General features: G+C 62.9%; 18 protein-coding genes. 9 read left to right on the top strand and 9 right to left on the bottom strand.

Annotation, left to right across the window (positions count from 1 at the left end; translation table 11 throughout):
- Positions 1 to 51 precede the first annotated feature (51 nt).
- Positions 52 to 810: a DeoR/GlpR family DNA-binding transcription regulator gene (locus ISX93_RS04980; RefSeq protein ID WP_195777597.1), complete on the bottom strand. Its 759-nt coding sequence runs from the start codon at positions 808 to 810 to the stop codon at positions 52 to 54.
- 104 nt (positions 811 to 914) lie between these two features.
- Between ISX93_RS04980 and ybaK the strand changes: the two genes are divergently transcribed.
- The 4 genes from ybaK to glpK all read left to right on the top strand — a co-directional run bounded on the left by ybaK (position 915) and on the right by glpK (position 5,068).
- Positions 915 to 1,385, top strand: coding sequence for a Cys-tRNA(Pro) deacylase (ybaK, locus tag ISX93_RS04975; protein ID WP_195777596.1), 471 nt, complete (start codon positions 915 to 917; stop codon positions 1,383 to 1,385).
- 115 nt (positions 1,386 to 1,500) lie between these two features.
- Entirely contained in the window at positions 1,501 to 1,926 is a 426-nt protein-coding gene (locus tag ISX93_RS04970) for a hypothetical protein (protein WP_195777595.1), read from the top strand.
- A gap of 110 nt (positions 1,927 to 2,036) precedes the next feature.
- The gene (locus ISX93_RS04965; RefSeq protein WP_195777594.1) at positions 2,037 to 3,512 is read left to right on the top strand and encodes a DUF1254 domain-containing protein; all 1,476 of its coding nucleotides are present in this window, start codon (positions 2,037 to 2,039) and stop codon (positions 3,510 to 3,512) included.
- 68 nt (positions 3,513 to 3,580) lie between these two features.
- On the top strand, positions 3,581 to 5,068 hold the full coding sequence (gene glpK, locus ISX93_RS04960) for a glycerol kinase GlpK (RefSeq protein ID WP_195777593.1): 1,488 nt from the start codon (positions 3,581 to 3,583) through the stop codon (positions 5,066 to 5,068).
- 260 nt (positions 5,069 to 5,328) lie between these two features.
- On the opposite strand, the gene ISX93_RS04955 is transcribed toward glpK, so the two are convergent.
- Positions 5,329 to 6,600, bottom strand: coding sequence for an alginate export family protein (locus ISX93_RS04955; RefSeq protein WP_195777592.1), 1,272 nt, complete (start codon positions 6,598 to 6,600; stop codon positions 5,329 to 5,331).
- Positions 6,601 to 6,904: 304 nt separating this feature from the next.
- On the opposite strand from ISX93_RS04955, the gene ISX93_RS04950 reads away from it, so the two are divergent.
- Positions 6,905 to 7,687 (top strand): PhzF family phenazine biosynthesis protein, encoded by a 783-nt coding sequence (locus tag ISX93_RS04950; RefSeq protein ID WP_195777706.1) that lies wholly within the window; start codon positions 6,905 to 6,907, stop codon positions 7,685 to 7,687.
- Here the strand turns inward: ISX93_RS04950 and ISX93_RS04945 are convergent.
- A complete protein-coding gene (locus ISX93_RS04945) occupies positions 7,673 to 8,776 on the bottom strand; it encodes an ABC transporter ATP-binding protein (RefSeq protein WP_195777591.1) in 1,104 nt (367 codons plus the stop codon). The genes ISX93_RS04950 and ISX93_RS04945 overlap by 15 nt on opposite strands.
- Positions 8,773 to 9,690, bottom strand: a complete 918-nt coding sequence (gene argF / locus ISX93_RS04940) for an ornithine carbamoyltransferase (RefSeq protein WP_195777590.1) — start codon at positions 9,688 to 9,690, stop codon at positions 8,773 to 8,775. Before argF ends, ISX93_RS04945 begins: the two co-directional genes overlap by 4 nt.
- Before the next feature lie 318 nt (positions 9,691 to 10,008).
- Here argF and ISX93_RS04935 point away from each other — a divergent pair, with 318 nt between their 5' ends.
- Positions 10,009 to 12,117, top strand: coding sequence for a molybdopterin oxidoreductase family protein (locus tag ISX93_RS04935; protein WP_195777589.1), 2,109 nt, complete (start codon positions 10,009 to 10,011; stop codon positions 12,115 to 12,117).
- Positions 12,118 to 12,925: 808 nt separating this feature from the next.
- Positions 12,926 to 13,252 carry a Grx4 family monothiol glutaredoxin gene (gene grxD / locus ISX93_RS04930; protein ID WP_195777588.1) on the top strand — a complete coding sequence of 109 codons (327 nt, stop codon included), beginning with the start codon at positions 12,926 to 12,928 and terminating at the stop codon, positions 13,250 to 13,252.
- 58 nt (positions 13,253 to 13,310) lie between these two features.
- Here the strand turns inward: grxD and bfr are convergent, their stop codons facing one another.
- Positions 13,311 to 13,781 (bottom strand): bacterioferritin, encoded by a 471-nt coding sequence (gene bfr, locus ISX93_RS04925; RefSeq protein WP_195777587.1) that lies wholly within the window; start codon positions 13,779 to 13,781, stop codon positions 13,311 to 13,313.
- An 87-nt stretch (positions 13,782 to 13,868) separates the two neighbouring features.
- Complete coding sequence (locus tag ISX93_RS04920) at positions 13,869 to 14,078, bottom strand: bacterioferritin-associated ferredoxin (protein ID WP_195777586.1); 210 nt, start codon at positions 14,076 to 14,078, stop codon at positions 13,869 to 13,871.
- Positions 14,079 to 14,291: 213 nt separating this feature from the next.
- Between ISX93_RS04920 and ISX93_RS04915 the strand changes: the two genes are divergently transcribed.
- On the top strand, positions 14,292 to 14,894 hold the full coding sequence (locus ISX93_RS04915; protein ID WP_195777585.1) for a peroxiredoxin: 603 nt from the start codon (positions 14,292 to 14,294) through the stop codon (positions 14,892 to 14,894).
- A 164-nt stretch (positions 14,895 to 15,058) separates the two neighbouring features.
- Here the strand turns inward: ISX93_RS04915 and rnt are convergent, their stop codons facing one another.
- Together rnt and pyrC are read right to left on the bottom strand one after the other, a co-directional pair.
- Positions 15,059 to 15,733: a ribonuclease T gene (gene rnt, locus ISX93_RS04910; RefSeq protein WP_195777584.1), complete on the bottom strand. Its 675-nt coding sequence runs from the start codon at positions 15,731 to 15,733 to the stop codon at positions 15,059 to 15,061.
- The gene (pyrC, locus tag ISX93_RS04905) at positions 15,730 to 16,776 is read right to left on the bottom strand and encodes a dihydroorotase (protein WP_195777583.1); all 1,047 of its coding nucleotides are present in this window, start codon (positions 16,774 to 16,776) and stop codon (positions 15,730 to 15,732) included. The genes rnt and pyrC overlap by 4 nt, the downstream gene beginning before the upstream one ends.
- 234 nt (positions 16,777 to 17,010) lie before the next feature.
- Between pyrC and ISX93_RS04900 the strand changes: the two genes are divergently transcribed.
- A complete protein-coding gene (locus ISX93_RS04900) occupies positions 17,011 to 18,228 on the top strand; it encodes an argininosuccinate synthase (protein ID WP_195777582.1) in 1,218 nt (405 codons plus the stop codon).
- A 53-nt stretch (positions 18,229 to 18,281) separates the two neighbouring features.
- Here the strand turns inward: ISX93_RS04900 and ISX93_RS04895 are convergent, their stop codons facing one another.
- Positions 18,282 to 19,304, bottom strand: coding sequence for an AraC family transcriptional regulator (locus ISX93_RS04895; RefSeq protein ID WP_195777581.1), 1,023 nt, complete (start codon positions 19,302 to 19,304; stop codon positions 18,282 to 18,284).
- Between the last annotated feature and the right edge of the window lie 122 nt (positions 19,305 to 19,426).

Below are 19,426 nucleotides of genomic sequence, written 5' to 3'. Positions count from 1 at the left end.
TCCGCTGCGCCAGCCCGGCAGGCTTGAATCTCCAAATGGGCAGGGCCTGCCTCAGACGATATGCAGCTGGACCTTCTGCTCGCCGAGCAGGCGGCCGATGGCGGCTGGCGGCGGGGCGTCGGTAAACAGTTGATCGACCAGGCCCAGTGCACCCAGGCGCACCACGGCATTGCGCCCGAACTTGCTGGAGTCAACCGCCAGCAGCACTTGGCGCGCGTTGTCGATGATCGCCTGGGAAACCCGTACCTCCTGGTAGTCGAAGTCGAGCAGGCTGCCATCCTCGTCGATGCCGCTGATGCCGACCAGCGCGAAGTCAACCTTAAACTGCTGGATGAAGTCCACCGCACTCTGGCCGACCACGCCGCCGTCGGCGCGCACCGTGCCGCCGGCCACCAGCACCTCGAAATCGGCCTTGGCGCTGAGCTGGGCGGCGACGTGCAGGTTGTTGGTGATGATCTTGAGGTGCTGGTGACCGAGCAGGGCGCGGGCGATCGCTTCGGTGGTGGTGCCGATGTTGATGAACAGCGAGGCGTGGTCGGGGATCTGCGCGGCGATGGCTTCGGCTATGCGCTGCTTCTCCTCGCGCATCTGCCCGGCGCGCATCGCGTAGGCGGTGTTCTGGATGCTCGAGGCTGCGCTCGCCGCACCGCCGTGAGTGCGCCGCAGCAGGCCCTGTGCGGCCAGCTGGTTGATGTCGCGGCGGATGGTTTGCGGGGTCACGGCGAAGGCCTGGGTCAGCTCGTCGATGCTCACGTAGCCGCGTTCGCGGGCGTGTTCCAGAATGCTTTGCTGGCGGGGAGGGAGGCTCATGGGCGATCCTTTCTGGGTGACGCGGCATTATAACGGGATGCTGCGGAGCGGCGAATTTTCGGCTATGGTACGCGCAAAACGTCAACCTTTTTTCACATTCGAACATGACCCCAGCCATTGATCTGCTGAAAAATGCCAAGGCCGCGCACCAGGTGCACAGCTACACGCATGACCCCAAGGCGGCTTCCTACGGACTGGAGGCGGCGGAAAAGCTCGGCCTCGACCCGGCGCGGGTATTCAAGACGCTGCTGGCCGCCAGTGAAAAAGGCGAGCTGCTGGTGGCGGTGGTGCCGGTGGCCGGCAGCCTCGACCTCAAGGCGCTGGCCCAGGCGGCCGGGGTGAAGAAGGTCGAGATGGCCGATCCGCAGGCAGCGCAACGTTCTACCGGTTATCTGTTGGGCGGTATCAGCCCGCTGGGGCAGAAGAAGCGCTTGCGTACCTTTATCGATGTGGCTGCACGCGATTGGCCGACAGTGTTCGTCAGTGCCGGGCGGCGTGGTCTGGAAGTGGAACTGGCAGCGGATCTGCTGGCGCAGTTGACCGGGGGTGTTTTTGCGCCAATCGGCCGCGGTTGAGGGGCTTCAAGGACTCAGCGCGCTGCGCCATCCAGCTGGTTAATTTGAACTGTGACAGTCGGTTGGTTTGCCGGTTGGCTATAAATGTTCGGGAATTCCCGAAAAGGAAGTGCAGATGTCTCGATTGTCGATGGGCGTATTTGGCAGCGGTGCGCTGTTCAATCTGCTGGCCGGGGTGCCGTTCCTGCTGCTGCCGCAGCACATGACCGAGCTGCTGGGGGCGGCGGGCAGTCCGCTGGTCAGCCTGTTCATGCAGTTGACGGGTTGCAGCATTGTGCTGTTCGGCGTGCTCTACGCCCTGATCGCCTGGGATATCCGCCGCTTTCGCCCGCTGATCCTGCTGGGTGTCGCCGGCAAGCTGACGGTGGTAGCGCTGGTCTGGTACGCCTGGTTTGGCGCCGTGCTTGGCTGGTTCCTGCCGCTGCTGGTGCTGGCTGATGCACTGTACAGCCTGTTGTTTGTGTACGTTTACCGGGCTACTGCCGAAGCCGTTGGGCCGGTTCTTGAAGGGGCGAAATCAGTCACTACAATGCAGCCTTGACCACCTTCAGACTCGCTCGGCATCAGTCTGGCGACGATGTGCTGCTCTTCCTGTTGCTCCTGCCTGAGCGGGGGTATTGCTTCAGTCGTTCCACTGTCGAGGTATGCGCCATGAATAAAAATGCTTGGCTTGCCGGGCTTGTGCTGGCCGCGGCGGGCAGCACGCTGTTGCTCTCTGCTTGCACTCATCCGGGTGACACCATCAGTCAGGCCGAACAGACCGATCGCCAGGCCGGGGTGACCGTGCCCGGCATCGAGGAGACCAAGGCCATCGCCGAGGAGGGCTTCATCTACGGTCTGCCGATCGTGATGAACTATGCCGTCATGTACGAGTATGCGGTGGACAGGAACTCGGGCCAGTACAAGGCCCCGTTCAACCAGATTTTCAACGAGGCGCGGGTCTTTACCTATAAGGACACGGCCATCATCACGCCCAACAGCGACACGCCTTACTCGCTGCTGTGGATGGATCTGCGTGCCGAGCCGCTGGTGCTGTCGGTGCCGGCGGTGGACAAGCACCGCTACTACTCGGTGATGCTCAACGACGGCAATACCTTCAACTACGGCTACATTGGCAGCCGCGCCACCGGCAGTGAAGCGGGTGACTACCTGGTGGTCGGGCCCAACTGGAAGGGCGAAACACCAGCTGGCATCAAGAAAGTCTTCCACTCGACCACCGACTTCTCGTTGGCCGCGTACCGTACCCAGCTGATCGACGCCAAGGACATGCCTAACGTGGTGAAGGTGCAGGCGGGTTACAAGGTGCAGCCGCTATCGGCGTACCTGAAGCAGCCGGCCCCTGCGGCAGCGCCGGCGATCAATTTCCCGAAGATCGACAAGGACTTGGTCAAGACCAATTTCTTCGAGTACCTCGACTTCGCCCTGCAGTTCGCGCCGCCCGGCCCTGAGGAAAAGGCGATTCGCGCCAAACTGGCGAGCATCGGCATCGGCCCGGACAAGCAGTTCAACTTCAAGGACCTCTCGCTTGAGCACAAGGCGGCCATCGTGCTGGCGATGAAGGACGGTGACAGCAAGGTCGACAAGTACCTGGCCGCCGGGATGAAGAACATCAACGGCTGGTCGGTTGGCTCGCTGTTCGGCGACCGCGCGTTCTACAGCGGCGACTGGATCAAGCGTGCCGCAGCGGCCAAGGGTGGCATCTACGGCAACGATGCAGTTGAGGCGATGTATCCGCTGACCAAGACGCTGGCCAACGGCGATGTGCTCGACGGCAGCAAGCACAAGTACACACTGACCTTTGCCAAGGGCCAGTTCCCGCCGGTCAACGCGTTCTGGTCGGTGACCATGTACGACGGCAAGACCCAGTTCCTGATCAAGAACCCGATCAACCGCTACCTGATCAATTCCCCCATGCTGCCCGGCATGCAGATAAATCCCGATGGGTCACTGACGCTTTATATCCAGAAAGACTCTCCGGGCAAGGCCAGGCAATCCAACTGGCTGCCGGCACCGGACGGTCCGATCTACCTGGTCATGCGCCTGTACTGGCCGCGGGCCACTGCGCCGTCGATCCTGCCGCCGGGCGCGGGTTCCTGGCAACCGCCGGCACTCAAGGTGGCTGACTGAGCAAGTGGCTGCCCAAGCCGGGTAAAACCGGTTAGGGTTGCGGCCTGCCATTCACACAGGGACAGTTCATGCCACGCTACCTTCTAGCCATCGACCAGGGCACCACCAGCAGCCGCGCCATTCTGTTCGACGCGGACGGGGTGCCTCAGGCCAGTGCCCAGCAAGAATTCAAACAGTATTTCCCCAAGGATGGCTGGGTCGAGCACGATGGCGAGGAAATCTGGCAAAGCACCTTGCTGGTCTGCCAGCAGGCGTTGCGTCACAAAGGCCTTGCGGCCGGCGAAGTAAGCGCCATCGGCATTACCAATCAGCGTGAAACCACGCTCATCTGGGATGCCGTGACCGGTGCAACCATTCATCCGGCCATTGTCTGGCAGGACCGCCGCACCGCCGATTATTGCGCCGAACTGAAAGCAGCCGGGCATGAAGCCGATGTCGCCGCGCGCACCGGGCTGCTGATTGATCCGTATTTTTCCGCGACCAAGATCCGCTGGATTCTGCAGCAGGTGCCCGGCGCCCGTGAGCGTGCTGAGCGCGGTGAACTGCGTTTCGGTACGGTGGACAGCTTCCTGCTCTGGCGCCTGACCGGAGGGCGTTCGCACAAGACCGATGCGACCAATGCCTCGCGCACCTTGCTGTTCAATATTCATACGCAGCAGTGGGATGACGCACTGCTCAAGTTGTTCGATATCCCGCGCAGCTTGTTGCCCGAGGTGCTCGACTGTGCCGCCGACTTTGGAGTGACCGATGCGCAGTTGCTCGGTGCGGCGATTCCGGTGCTGGCCATGGCCGGCGACCAGCAGGCGGCGCTGGTTGGGCAGGCCTGCTTCAGCCGGGGCATGGTCAAGAGCACCTATGGCACCGGTTGTTTCATGATCCAGAACACCGGCGAGCAGCCAGTCACCTCGCAGAACCGCCTGCTCACCACCGTTGGTTACCGCCTCAATGGCAAGGTCAGCTATGCGGTGGAGGGCAGTATTTTTGTCGCCGGTGCGGCCGTGCAGTGGCTGCGCGACGGCATCAAGCTGATCAGCCACGCCAGTGACAGCGAGGCGATGGCCGAGCAGACCGGCGATGCCTGCGGCGTCTATCTGGTGCCGGCCTTCACCGGTCTGGGTGCGCCGTACTGGGACCCGAAGGCGCGCGGCGCGATCTTCGGCCTGACCCGCGACACCGGGATCAAGGAGATAGTCACTGCCGGCCTGCAGGCGGTGTGTTACCAGACCCGCGACCTGCTTGAAGCCATGCGCCGCGATGGCGCCAGTGCGCCGAGTGCGTTGCGCGTGGACGGGGGCATGGTGGTGAATAACTGGGTCATGCAGTTTCTCGCCGACATCCTCGGCGTGCCGGTGGAACGCCCGGTAGTGACCGAAACCACAGCGTTGGGTGTGGCCTATCTGGCCGGCCTGCAGCTGGGACTGTTCGCCAGTCTGGAGGAAATCGCCAGCCACTGGCACCGCGAGCAGCGCTTCGAACCGCGGATGGATGAAGCCCATCGCCAGCAGCTCTATCATGGCTGGTTGAATGCGGTGAAAAGGGTGCGCAGCGAGGCCTGAGTCCTGTGCAATGGGCCTGCGGACGCGTAGGTTGGGTTGAGCGCAGCGAAGCCCACCAGATTACTCGGCGAGAGCGAGATCCGCACAATCCCCTGTAGGTTGCGGTTGAGGCGCATCGCGCCGAAGCCCAACTGATGCTCTTGCGCCGGGACCGTTGGGCTTCGCTGCGCTCAACCCAACCTACAGAAAGTTTGCTGTTTTGCCGTATCCAGCTCCCCGGGCTGTGCAGCACAACCCGGGGCGACTCTGTGGTACTCGACTTAGAGGCTGTACTGCAGCTGCAACCAGAACTTCCTGGTGTCCACGCTAAAGTCGTTGGCGTTGTAGTCGGCATATTTAGCCAGCGCCACCAAGCCTTTCACCCCCGGAACCGGGTGGGCATAGGACAGGTCGATCTCGCTGCCGTAGTCATTGCCGGTGCTGAGGCTCTGCTCGGAACTGAAGTCGTGCCAGACCGCCTGCGCGGTGCCGCCGAGCAACGGCATGCTGGCGCCCAGATAAGCATCTTCGACCCCGCCGACCGGTGTGGTGAGGAACACGTCGGCCCAGCCCTGGAACGCGTGCTTGGTCGCCAGTGGCGTCTGGAATGCCTGGTTAATGGTGCTGCTGCCATCGCCTTCGAGCACCTCATAGCCACCCTTGAGCGCCACGCCGTGCAGCGTGTAGCCCAGTTCGGCCAGGTAGTAGTCGCTGTCCAGTGCCCAGGGGTTGTCGGCGTAGTCCTGCTGGTTGGCGTATTCCAGCGCGTAGCTGAAGCCGGAGGTCGCGCCGGTCAGGCGCAGGCCGCTGGTCTGGCTGGACTGGGTGGCAGTGGGGCCGGTGGCCGAGAGGGCCAGGTTGTCCAGCCCGAGCAGGTAGCTGTAGCCGGTGATCACCAGCTCGGGGCGCCACTGGTACTGGGCGTTGAACAGCTGGCTGTGACCCTCGATATTGGCCGGGTTGGCGGCGTTGTCATAGCGCCCGTTGTCCGGGCCGAACACCGTGTTGACGTTGCTGAGGTAGGCCCCGGTGAGGGTCAGGCCGTCGACCGGCTTGAGCTGGCCGAGGCCGCCGTCGAAGGTCTGCTCGTTCTGCCGCCAGGCGACGCTGCCGATGAAGCGCTGGTTGTCCAGGTTGATGCGCTGGCGGCCAGCGACCAGATTACCCAGCGGGTTGTCGTAGCGCAGCAGTGCCTGGTTGATTTCCGTGCCGTCCGGGTCGGCGACCACCGAATACTGGGTCTGGCCGTTGCGCGTGCTGTTGTAGCCGGCATCGCCGATGCGGCTGACGTTGTCGGCCTCGACCAGCGCAGACAAGCCGTACAGCTGGCCGCTCTGCACGCCGAGGCGGCTGCGCAGGGTCTGCGCGTTGGCATGGTCGAGCGCCGGCTTGCCGGGCGCGGCGTCCTGATCGACATATTCGTAGCGGTAGCGCTCATCGAAAATGACCTTGCCCTGGGTAACCAGGTTGCCGAAATCCTCGGCGGCGTGAGCGGATCCGGCGATCAGACTGGTGATCGCCAGGGACAACAGGGAAGCGGGTGATAGACGCATGTCGAAATCCTTGTGCCAAGAAGCAAAAAAAACGCCACGAGCCGCTGCAATCTGGATTGCGAGGCTTCGTGACGTCGTTGTCGGGTTGGCAGGCACGCCGTTGTGCTGTCCGCTGTGGCTTTTGCAGAGACTGTGCCAGTTTTATCAATTAATTGATTTTTATATGTTTTCTTGTTTTAAAGGCGCACTTGAGGGGCTGCTGCTGCGTTGCGCTGGTGCAGGACCGGGTGCAGCCATGCCCACTTTCGCAGCGGCGACTACGCTGTCTGGTAGCGCTTTGCACGGATCATTGGGGAGACTCTTCATGCAGCTCGATTTTCATCAGGTCGATGCGTTTTCCAGTCGGCCTTTCAGCGGTAATCCGGCGATGGTTTACCGCCTGGACGCCTGGCTGGACGCGGCGTTGATGCAGCAGATAGCGGCCGAACACAATCTGGCCGAGACCGCCTTCATGGTGCGCGAGGACCGCCATTGGCATATTCGCTGGTTTACCCCGGGTGCCGAGGTGCCGCTTTGCGGGCACGCTACCCTGGCTGCAGCGCAGGTATTGTTCGAGGTCTATGACGAGGCAGGTGACCAGCTCGATTTCCACTGCAAGTCGGGACGGCTGGGCGTTGCCCGCGAAGGCGAGCAGTTGGTACTGGATTTTCCCGCACTGATTCCGCAGCCGGTGGCGGTCAGCCTGGAACTGGAAGAGGCACTGGGCGTTTCGGTTGTCTCGGTGCTGGCCGCCGACAAGTTGCTGGCGGTGCTGGACAGCGAGCAGAGCGTGCGCGCCTGCCAACCGGATTTTGCCCTGTTGGCGCGTCTGCCCTGGCAGGGGGTGATCATCACTGCGCAAGGGGACACGCATGATTTCGTGTCGCGCTTCTTTGCCCCCGCGATTGGTATCAATGAGGATCCGGTCACCGGTTCGGCCCATTGCAGCCTGATTCCCTATTGGTCGCAGCGCCTGAAGAAAACCATGCTCAGGGCTTATCAGTGCTCCCGTCGTGGTGGCGAGCTGCACTGCCGGCTGGAGGGCGCGCGGGTGAAAATCGGCGGCCAGGCGCGGCTGGTGGCCAGCGGCCGCTTATGGCTGGATTGAGCTGGCTTGACGCGGCGCAAGCGCCTGGCTGACGGCCTGGCTGCCTTGCGCCGGGAACAGGACCAGATGGTCGGCGGCGATGCGGATGCCGACCAGTTCACCGCTGTGGTGATCGGCATGGCTGGGGAAGACTGCCTCCAGCTGGCTGCCGGTGGGCAGTTGCAGGCGATACAGGGTTGCTGCGCCGAGGAAGGTCTTGCCGCTGACCCTGGCCTGCAGCGGACCGGCCGGATCGGGCACGATGTCGTCCGGCCGCAGCAGCACGTCCACCGGGCTGCCGACCGGCCAGTTGTAGGCGCGGTTGCCGTTGATGATGCCCAGCTCGGTCTGCACGGTATCCGGGGTCAGCAACTGGCCACGGATGAAATAGCCCTGGCCGATGAAGCTGGCGACAAATGGCGTCAGCGGTTCGTGGTAAAGGTTGTAGGGCGTGTCCCACTGTTGCAGGCGGCCATCCTGGAACACCCCGACATGGTCGCTGACGGCGAAGGCTTCTTCCTGGTCATGGGTGACCAGGATGGCGCTGGTGCCGCGGGCCTTGAGGATGTCGCGGACTTCCTTGCTCAGGCGCCGGCGCAATTCGCCGTCCAGGTTGGAGAAGGGCTCATCCAGCAGCAGCATCCGTGGTTCCGGCGCCAGGGCGCGGGCCAGGGCCACGCGCTGCTGCTGGCCACCGGAGAGCTCGTGCGGGTAACGCTTGCCCAGGCGGTCGAGGGTCACCAGTTCCAGCAGTTCGGCGGTGATGCGCCGGCTTTCGGGATGCTGGCGAATGCCGAAGGCGACGTTTTCCGCGACGCTCAGGTGCGGGAACAGTGCGTAGTCCTGGAACACCATGCCGATCCGGCGTTTCTCCGGCGGCAGGGTGAAACCCGGCCGCGAAATGATCTCGCCGGCCAGCTGGATTTCCCCGCCGAGCACTGGCTCGAAACCGGCAATCGCGCGCAGGCAGGTGGTCTTGCCGCAGCCGGAGGGGCCGAGCAGGCAGGCGATGTCGCCAACGTTCAGGTGCAGGCTGAGATCCTGTACCACCGGCTGCCCGCCAAAGCCACAGCTGACGCCGTGCAGATTGAGCAGCAGGGGCGTCATCATGACAGTCTGGCGGCCGGGACGAGGAATTCGAGCAGGGCCTTCTGCGCGTGCAGGCGGTTTTCCGCCTGGTCCCAGGCGACCGAGCGCGGGTCCTCGAGCAGGTCCAGGCTGATTTCCTCGCCGCGATGGGCCGGCAGGCAGTGCAGGAACAGCACGTCGGCGGCGGCCAGGTCGAGCAGCTCACGGCTGACCTGATACGGCTGGAACAGCACCAGGCGCTTGGCGGTTTCCTCTTCCTGGCCCATCGAGGTCCACACGTCGGTGCTCACCAGATGGGCGCCACGCACGGCTTCGCGCGGGTCACGGAACAGGGTTGCACGCTCGCCAGCCAGCGCGAGGAACGCCGGGTCGGGTTCGTAGCCTTCAGGGCAGGCGATGTGCAGCTGAAAGTCGAACTGCACGGCGGCTTCCAGGTAGGTGTTGCACATGTTGTTGCCGTCACCGATCCAGGCCACGGTCTTGCCCTTTATCGAGCCGCGCTGCTCGATAAAGGTCTGCATGTCGGCCAGCAACTGGCAGGGGTGCAGGTCATCGGACAAGCCGTTGATCACCGGGACCTGCGAATGGGCGGCAAACTCTTCGATCATGCTGTGGGCGAAGGTGCGGATCATCACCGCATCGAGCATGCGCGACATGACGATGGCGGTGTCGCCGATCGGCTCGCCACGGCCCAGCTGGGTGTCGCGTGGTGAGAGGAAGATGGCCTGACCGCCGAGCTGGATCATCCCGGCTTCAAAGGACAGGCGGGTGCGGGTCGAGGCTTTCTCGAACAGCATGCCGAGCACGCGGTTGCGCAGCGGCTCGTGAAGAATGCCCTGGCGGCGCATGGCTTTCAGTTCGATGGCGCGCGCGATCAGCTGGGCCAGCTCGGCGGGCGTGCAGTCCATCAGGGAAAGAAAGTGCCTTGCGTTCATGCTGATACCTTAAATATCCATCGGGCCGGACTCGGGTTTTCGCTGAAAACGCCTGAGCTCACGGCAAAAGCCGCGTGCAGCGACAAAAAGGGAAGGGGGCGAATCTTATAAGCAAAGGTCGCGCTGGCGCAAATTGCCAGCGGACTTCCCATCCATCCGCTTGATGCCGGTCAATTCAGCAGGGCGGCTAAACTGGCGTTTGCCGGGGCCGCCCGACATAGTCGCGAGCAGTACACGCCTGGCTCCACGGCTGGCGGCATCCTTCATCCGTGGCAATGCTCCCCAGGGGGCGTTGTCCAGCAGAACCAGAGGTTACCCATGAACAAGCAACTGCATCACCGCGCCTGTCATCTGTGTGAAGCCATTTGCGGGCTGACTATCGAAACTTCGAGGGCGGCGGATGGGGCGATGGAAATCCTCTCGATCAAGGGCGACCCGCAGGACAGTTTCAGTCGCGGGCATATCTGTCCCAAGGCCGTGGCCCTGCAGGACATCCAGCATGACCCGGATCGCCTGCGCCAACCGATGCGCCGGATTGGCAATGACTGGCAACCCATCAGCTGGGACGCGGCCTTTGCCCTGGCTGCCGAGCGCCTGTCGGCCATCCAGACGCAGCATGGCAATAACGCCGTGGGGATTTATCAGGGCAACCCGAGCGTGCACAACTACGGGTTGATGACCCACAGCAACTACTTCCTCGGCCTGCTGAAAACCCGCAACCGCTTTTCCGCCACCTCGGTCGACCAGCTGCCTCATCATCTGGTGAGCATGCAGATGTACGGCCATGGCATGTTGCTGCCAATTCCGGATATTGATGCCACTGACTTCATGCTGGTGCTCGGTGGCAATCCGCTGGCCTCCAATGGCAGCCTGATGACCGTGCCGGATGTGGAGAAGCGCCTCAAGGCGATCCAGGCGCGCGGCGGCAAACTGGTGGTGGTTGATCCGCGGCGCAGCGAGACGGCCGCTATCGCTGACCAACACCTGTTCATCCGTCCGGGGCAAGATGCAGCTTTGCTGATCGGCATCCTGAACACCCTGTTCGAGGAAAATCTTGGGCGTGCCAGCCACCTGCCGGTCACCGGCATGGATGAAGTGCGCAGCGCATTAAGTGGTTTCAGCGTTGCCGCCATGAGCGAGCGTTGCGGTATTGCCGAGCCGCTGATTCGCCAACTGGCGCGCGATTTTGCGGCAGCGGACAAGGCGGTCTGCTATGGCCGCATGGGTGTTTCCACTCAGGTGTTTGGCACGCTTTGTCAGTGGCTGATCCAGCTGATCAATCTGGTCACTGGTAACCTCGATCAGGTGGGTGGTGCACTGTGCACGGTGGCGGCGGTGGATGTGGTCAATTCCACCAGTGGTGCCCATTTCAACCGCTGGCAGAGCCGCGTTTCCGGCTTGCCCGAGTACGGCGGTGAGCTGCCGGCCGCAGCGCTGGCGGAAGAGATGCTTACGCCGGGTGAAGGGCAGATCCGGGCGCTGATTACCGTGGCCGGTAACCCGGTGCTGTCTACGCCCAATGGCCGGCAGCTGGACACTGCGCTGGAAGGCCTGGAGTTCATGCTCAGCCTGGACTTCTACATCAACGAAACCACCCGCCACGCTGATCTGATTCTGCCGCCTACGGCGCCGCTGGAGCATGATCATTACGACACCAGCTTCAACCTGCTGGCGGTGCGTAATGTGACCCGCTTCAACGAGGCGATTCTGCCTAAGCCGGCCACGGCGCTGCACGATTGGGAAATTTTTGTCGGGCTGGCCAAGGCCTATTCCGGGCTGACCGGTGTCGAGCTGAAGCCGACCATGGCGCCCGAGCAGATGATCGATATGGGGCTGCGCTTTGGCCCGTACGGGGATCGCTCCGAGTCGAAGCTGTCACTGGCGAAGCTGCGCGAACATCCTCACGGCATCGATCTGGGTGCACTGCAACCAAACCTCGCGCAGCGCCTGAAAACCACAGACAAGCAAGTGCAGGCGGCACCGCCCTTGCTGCTCGGTGATCTGGCCCGCTTTGCCGAGCAGGCTCTGCCGGCTGTGGGCGAGTTACTGCTGATCGGCCGTCGGCATGTGCGCAGCAACAATTCCTGGATGCACAACTTTCATCGTCTGGTCAAAGGCAAGCCGCGCCATCAGTTGCTGATGCACCCGCAGGACTTGGCCAGCCGCGGGCTTGCCGATGGCCAACGGGTGCGCGTGCAGTCGCGGGTCGGCGTGGTCGAGGTAGAAGTGGCGACCAGCGACGAGATGATGCCCGGTGTAGTCAGTTTGCCGCATGGCTGGGGCCATGGCCGCCAGGGCGTGCAGATGGCGATTGCCAGCCGGCAGCCGGGCGTCAGCGCCAATGACCTGACCGACGAGCGCTTTCTCGACGCACTGTCCGGCAATGCGGCACTGAATGGTGTTGTTGTGCGGGTGGCGGCGGCATAGGTGGATAGATAGTTTGTTGGGATTTAATGGCTGGCATCGGCTCAGTGCCAGACCTCCACGCTTTCCGCGGCACTGGACTACAGGTTGCGTCCTGCACGACGCCTCACTTTCTCTTTGTTTGCGCAAAGAGAAAGTAAGCAAAGAGAAAGCGCCCCCGGCATCCGGCCCGTTTCTTCGCTGCGCTGCGAACCGGGTGCGTTCGCTCCATCGGCGCTCCAGGGGTCCGCTGCGATGGGCCGTCCATGGCCCAGCGCAGCTTTCGTCGCATCCATGCGACTCAACCCCTTCCACACCGATTCCGCTCACCCTCCTGACGGGACTTCCAGTCCGTGCACACCAACAGCTTTTTCGGCCTTAAGTCGAACAGCATGGCTTCGGTAGTCGGACCGTCCCCGTCAGGAGGCCGAGCGCAGGTGCTGTGCAGAGGGGCATTTGGCATGGATGCCAAATGAGGAACGATGGGCCATGGATGGCCCTTCGAGACGACCCTCGGAACAGCACCGGAGCGAGGGGAGTCTCGCACAGCGAGACCCGTATGCCGGGGGGTGTTTCTTTGCCTAGCTTTCTTTGCACAAGCAAAGAAAGTAGGTCGCCCGGAGGGGCGAAACCAGAACTGCCAGTCAATTGCAATAATCAGCCCGGCGCAGCAAAAAAACAGCAGCGGATTGCCAATCCATCCCCCTCGATACTCGACGAAACACCTCGTCCGTCTGCCAATCCCGCAAAGACCGAGCATCACGCTCAGCCTTCCGTTACAATGGCGCCATCCAGCCGACCTGGAGTCGGTGCAATTAAGCCGAGGTGCCCCATGGATATCATCGAAACCATCAAAGATCAGATCAGCAAGAACACCATCCTGCTTTACATGAAGGGCTCGCCGAACGCGCCGCAGTGCGGCTTCTCGGCCAAGGCTGCGCAGGTGGTGATGGGCTGTGGCGAGAAGTTCGCCTTTGTCGACATCCTGCAGAATCCGGAAATCCGCGCCAATCTGCCCAAGTACGCCAACTGGCCAACTTTCCCGCAACTGTGGGTGGCCGGCGAACTGGTCGGCGGCAGCGACATCATGGTGGAGATGTTCGAGAAGGGCGAGTTGCAGGCCCTGATCAAGGAAGCCGCCAGCAAGGCCAACGCCTGAGGGCTGGCCCGCTTGAGCAGACCCCGCCTGGTGCGGGGTCTTTGTTTTCAGGGTCGGATCAGTCGTCGATCTGCGATTGCAGGTAGTTCGGCAGGCCGACCTTCTCGATCAGCCCCAGCTGGGTTTCCAGCCAGTCGATGTGATCTTCTTCCGAGCAGAGAATCTCGCGCAACAGGTCGCGCGAGGCGTAGTCGGCGATGCTCTCGCAGTAGGCGATCGCTTCCTTCAGGTCGATATGTGCCTTGCGCTCTATCTTCAGGTCGCAGGCGAGCATTTCCGCGGTGTTTTCGCCGATGTGCAGCTTGCCCAGATCCTGCACGTTGGGCAGCCCCTCGAGGAACAGGATGCGCTTGATCAGCCTGTCGGCGTGCTTCATCTCGTCGATCGACTCGTGGTACTCGTGCTCGCCGAGCTTCTTCAGGCCCCAGTCGTCGTACATGCGCGCGTGCAGGAAGTACTGGTTGATCGCGACCAGCTCGTTGCCGAGGATCTTGTTCAGGTGCTGGATGACCGTCTTGTCGCCTTTCATGCCCGATTCCGCCGTGATTGGAGGGGGAGTGATCAGTCTGGTTCGCCATGACACAGGCGTCAAAGCACTTGGTCGGTTGGGCGGGTGCTAGATGGCAGCGGGGTAGGCCAGGACGGCCTGGCTGCTGTGCAGGTCGCCGAGGGTTTCCCGCACAACCTGCTTGGCCAGGCAGGCGCATTTGCCGCACTGGCTTGCTACGCCGAGGGTTTCGCGGACCTCGCGGTAGCTGCAGCAACCTTCGTAGATGGCATCGCGAATCTGGCCATCGGTAACACCCTGACACAGACAAACATACATGGAAGCGAGCTCGTGCTGGTTTGAATCGTGGATCGGATCTTAATAGTAACGAGAATGATTGTCAATCATGTGCTCGAAACAAGTAGCGCTGGCAAAGCCGTTGGTGGACGGTGAAAGTGCCGGTGTATGATGGCCGGGCACTGCGCTGCCGATGGCCTGATCGGTAACTTCCGCCCCGGCCGGCGCACCCCTCAATGTTCAAGGAGAAAAGCAATGAGCGTACTCGTAGGTAAGAAAGCCCCGGATTTCACCGTTGCCGCGGTATTGGGCAATGGCGAAATCGTCGACAGCTTCAGCCTGTCCTCAGCCATCAAGGGCAAATACGGCTTGGTGTTCTTCTACCCGCTGGACTTCACCTTTGTCTGCCCGTCCGAGCTGATCGCCCTGGACCACCGCATTCCGGAGTTTCAGGCACGCAACGTCGAAGTGATCGGGGTTTCCATCGACTCGCACTTCACCCACAACGCCTGGCGCAACACCCCGGTCAACGCCGGCGGCATCGGCCCGGTCAAGTACACCCTGGCGGCCGACATCAGCCACGAAATCTGCAAGGCCTATGACGTTGAGTCCGAAGGCGGCGTGGCCTTCCGCGGTGCCTTCCTGATCGACCTGAACGGCGTCGTGCGTTCGCAGATCGTCAACGACCTGCCGCTGGGCCGCAACATGGACGAACTGTTGCGTCTGGTCGATGCCCTGCAGTTCACCGAAGAGCACGGCGAAGTCTGCCCGGCCAACTGGAAGAAGGGTGACAAGGGCATGACCGCGACGCCGGATGGCGTGGCGGCCTACCTCAGCGAGAACGCCAGCAAGCTGTAAGGCGCGCGGCCTCGGCCACTAAAAAGCCCGGCAAATGCCGGGCTTTTTAGTGGCGCCCAGTTATGTATTGGGTGCAAAACGTAGGGTGGGCTTCAACCCACCTTAAAGCGCGAACCGCTATTGGTGGGCTAAACCCACCAAGACAAGGGCCTGCAACCGATAACTCAGTTGTCGAACTCGTCCCAGCCGCCCATTTCCTTCCAGCGGTTGACGATGCCGCAGAACAGTTCGGCAGTCTTCTCGGTGTCGTAGCGGGCGGAATGCGCTTCCTTGCCGTCGAAGGCAATCCCGGCCACCTGGCAGGCGCGGGCCAGCACGGTCTGGCCATAGGCGAGGCCGGCCAGGGTTGCGGTGTCGAAGCTGGAAAACGGGTGGAAGGGATTGCGCTTGATGCCGGTGCGGTTGACTGCGGCATTCAGGAAACCGAGGTCGAAACTGCTGTTGTGCCCGACCAGGATCGCGCGCTTGCAGCCATTGGCCTTCAGCGACTTGCGCAGGCTGCGGAAAATCTCCGTGAGCGCATGTTCTTCGCTGACCGCCATGCGCAGCGGGTGATCCAGCTTGATCCCGGTGAACTCCAGCGCCGCCTGTTCGATGTTGGCGCCGACGAAGGGCTCCACCCGGAAGAACTGGGTGTGCTGCGGATACAGCAGGCCGCTCTCGTCAATGCCGATGGTGGTCGCGGCGATTTCCAGCAGGGCGTCGGTGGCACAGTTGAAACCGCCGGTTTCGACGTCCACGACTACCGGCAGGTAGCCGCGAAAGCGCGCCGCCATCGGGTGGCGCGGGCCGCTGGGCAGGCTGCCGTCAAATTCGTCGTCGAAGTGCTCTTCACTCACGCTTGCGTCTCCACGATCCGCCAGCGCAGTTTTTCACCGGCGCGCAGCGGGATGACCGTTTGCTCGCCAAGTGGCAGCTCGGTGGGGCCAACCCAGTCTTCACGGACCAGGGTGATGTGTTCATGGTTGCGCGGCAAGCCGTAGAAGTCCGCGCCGAAGTGGCTGGCAAAGCCTTCCAGGCGGTCGAGCGCCTGGCGCTGGTCGAAGGCTTCGGCATACAGCTCGATGGCCGCGTGCGCGCTGTAGCAGCCGGCGCAGCCGCAGGCCGCTTCCTTGGCATGCCGTGCATGCGGCGCCGAGTCGGTGCCGAGGAAGAACTTCGGATCGCCGCTGGTGGCCGCATCCAGCAGGGCTTCCTGGTGGGTGTTGCGCTTGAGGATCGGCAGGCAATAGAAGTGCGGGCGAATGCCGCCGACCAGCATGTGGTTGCGGTTGTACAGCAGGTGGTGGGCGGTGATGGTGGCGGCGACGTTGGCCGGTGCGGCGCGGACGAAGGCGGCGGCATCGGCGGTGGTGATGTGCTCGAAGACCACCTTGAGGCTCGGGAAGCGCTCGACCAGCCGCACCAGATGCTCGTCGATGAAGGCTTTTTCGCGATCGAACACGTCGATCTCGGTGCGCGTGACTTCCCCGTGCACCAGCAGCGGCAGGCCGACCTCGGCCATGGCTTCGAGGACCGGGAACAGCGCGTCGATGCGGGTGACCCCGGAATCCGAGTTGGTGGTGGCGCCGGCCGGATACAGCTTGGCCGCATGCACGAAACCGCTGGCCTTGGCCTGGCGAATGTCGTCGGCAGAGGTGTTGTCTGTAAGGTAGAGCACCATCAGCGGCTCGAAGCGGCTGCCCGCCGGGCGCGCGGCGAGGATGCGCTGGCGGTAGGCGTCGGCCTGCTCGGCGGTGCGGACCGGCGGCACCAGGTTGGGCATGACGATGGCGCGGGCAAAGCTGCGGGCCACATCCGCAACCGTATCGCGCAGCACGGCACCGTCGCGCAGGTGGATATGCCAGTCATCGGGGCGCAGCAGGGTGATACGGTCGGACATGGGGGGTGTTTCCAGGCGGCTGTTCTAGCAGAAAATTCTCGCCGTGCATGCTACCGGAAAAGCTGGCCAGCGGCATCCCGCTGTGGCCGTGCGCTTGGGTCTGCGCTGAGTTTTGCCGTCCGGGCCCGGTCTGATTCGGGCGCTTGGTCGCCTGCAACTGCCGTGCCCCTGTAAATCGGCGGGCAGCGCCGGTAGAATCGCGGGCTTTTCCGTACAAGCCCGTGGAGTGATGGAATGACGGACGTAAAGAAGGTTGTCCTGGCGTATTCCGGTGGTCTGGATACCTCGGTAATTCTCAAGTGGTTGCAAGACGAATATCACTGCGAAGTGGTGACCTTCACCGCTGACCTTGGTCAGGGTGAAGAAGTCGAGCCGGCACGCGCCAAGGCCAAGGCCATGGGCGTCAAGGAAATCTACATCGACGACCTGCGCGAAGAGTTCGTGCGCGACTTCGTGTTCCCGATGTTCCGCGCCAACACCGTCTACGAAGGCGAGTACCTGCTGGGCACCTCCATCGCCCGTCCGCTGATCGCCAAGCGCCTGATCGAGATCGCCAACGAGACCGGCGCCGACGCCATCTCCCACGGCGCCACCGGCAAGGGCAACGACCAGGTGCGTTTCGAGCTGGGTGCCTATGCACTCAAGCCGGGTGTCAAGGTCATCGCCCCGTGGCGCGAATGGGACCTGCTGTCGCGCGAGAAGCTGATGGACTATGCCGAGAAGCACGGCATTCCGATCGAGCGCCATGGCAAGAAGAAGTCGCCGTATTCCATGGATGCCAACCTGCTGCACATCTCCTATGAAGGCGGCGTGCTGGAAGACACCTGGACCGAGCACGAAGAAGACATGTGGAAGTGGACGGTCTGCCCGCAGAAGGCCCCGGACGCTCCGACCTACATCGAGCTGACCTACCGCAAGGGCGATATCGTCGCCATCGACGGCGTCGAGATGAGCCCGGCCAGCGTGCTGACCGAGCTGAACCGCATCGGTGGCGCCAACGGCATCGGCCGGCTGGACATCGTCGAGAACCGCTATGTCGGCATGAAGTCGCGCGGCTGCTACGAGACTCCCGGCGGCACCATCATGCTCAAGGCCCACCGCGCCATCGAGTCGATCACCCTCGACCGCGAAGTGGCGCACCTGAAAGACGAGCTGATGCCCAAGTACGCCAGCCTGATCTACACCGGTTACTGGTGGAGCCCGGAGCGCCTGATGCTGCAGCAGATGATCGACGCCTCGCAGGTCAACGTGAACGGCGTGGTGCGTTTGAAGCTGTACAAGGGCAACGTGATCGTCACCGGGCGCAAGTCCGACGACTCGCTGTTCGACTCGAACATCGCGACCTTCGAGGAAGACGGCGGCGCCTACAACCAGGCCGATGCCGGCGGCTTCATCAAGCTCAACGCGTTGCGCATGCGGATTGCCGCGATCAAGGGCCGCAAGCTGTTCTGATCGAGATCGCCGTGTGACCGCAAAAGCCCCGACTGGTTCGGGGCTTTTGCGTTTCAGCTGCCGGGGTTCTGGCTGCTGCGCCGGTAGGCCGACGGGGTGGTGCCGGACCAGCGCTGGAAGGCGTGGATGAACGAGGCGGTTTCGGCATAGCCCAGCTGCAGGGCGATCAGCTCGATCGAGTCCCGCGTGTCGCGCAGGCGCTGCCGGGCGCGCTCGTAGCGCACCTGATCGAGCAGGCGGCGGAAGGACAGTCCCTCGGCACGCAGACGGCTGCGGAGGCTGCGCTCGGACATGCCGAACACGGCGGCAACGGCGGGTGCATCGGGGTAGGCATGATCAAACAGCAGCAGGTGCTGGCGGACCTCCCCGGCGATGTTGTCGGCGGTGTCGCGCAGGGCTATTTCGCGCAGCTTTTCACATTCCTGGCGGTACATGGCGTTGACCATGCTGTCGGCATTGGCCATGGGTTGTTGCAGCTTGCTGTTGAGGATGCGCAGGCGGGCGTGGCTGTCGCCGAACATCACCGGGCAGCCAAAGAACTCTTCATAGGCCCGGCTTTCGGCGGGGCGCGGGTAGGGCAGGCTGACCAGTTCGAGCGCCAGATCGATGCTTGCCGTCTGCTGCAGGTCCTGCAGCAACTTGAAGGCCCCGGCCAGTTCCATGTCGATGCGCAAGCGGAACGGCCAGTCAGGCAGTTCCAGTGGCTTGAAGGTCAGTTCACTGCTGCGCGGGCCGGGGACGAATCCGGGCTGGCTGAACAGGTAAGTCAGTGGCTGATAGCGCAGGCTGGCCTGCATGGCTTCCCAGGGTGTGGCGCAGGTCAGCAGGAGCAGGCTGAGGGGGCCATAGCCGGTGAAGCCGATCTTGCTGCCGACCTTGAGGCCGGCCAGCGGTTCGCTGACAAGTTCACACAGGCTGCAGAAAATCCGCAGCTCCAGCGCATAGTCGATGCGGCTGTCCAGGGCAATCCGGTCCAGGTCCAGGCCGTGCCTGGCCAGTACCGGAGCCGGATCGCTGCCCAGCTCCTTCAGCCGATTGGCGATGTGACGCAAGGACAGGATGGAGTGACTGGCCATGGATGCGAGACTCGGAAGGGCGGCGGCAAGGTTGCCGAAAATATCAATTATTGCGCGAACATTAGCATATTCGGCCATCCTGGCCAGACCTAGACTGGCTCCATCGTCCAACCAGCCCGAAT

It is taken from the genome of Pseudomonas sp. N040 (assembly GCF_015637705.1).
In the GTDB taxonomy this organism is placed as follows: Bacteria; Pseudomonadota; Gammaproteobacteria; order Pseudomonadales; family Pseudomonadaceae; genus Aquipseudomonas.
The sequence above is the reverse complement of the archived record's forward strand: the minus strand, read 5'-3'. Positions and strand labels throughout refer to the sequence as shown.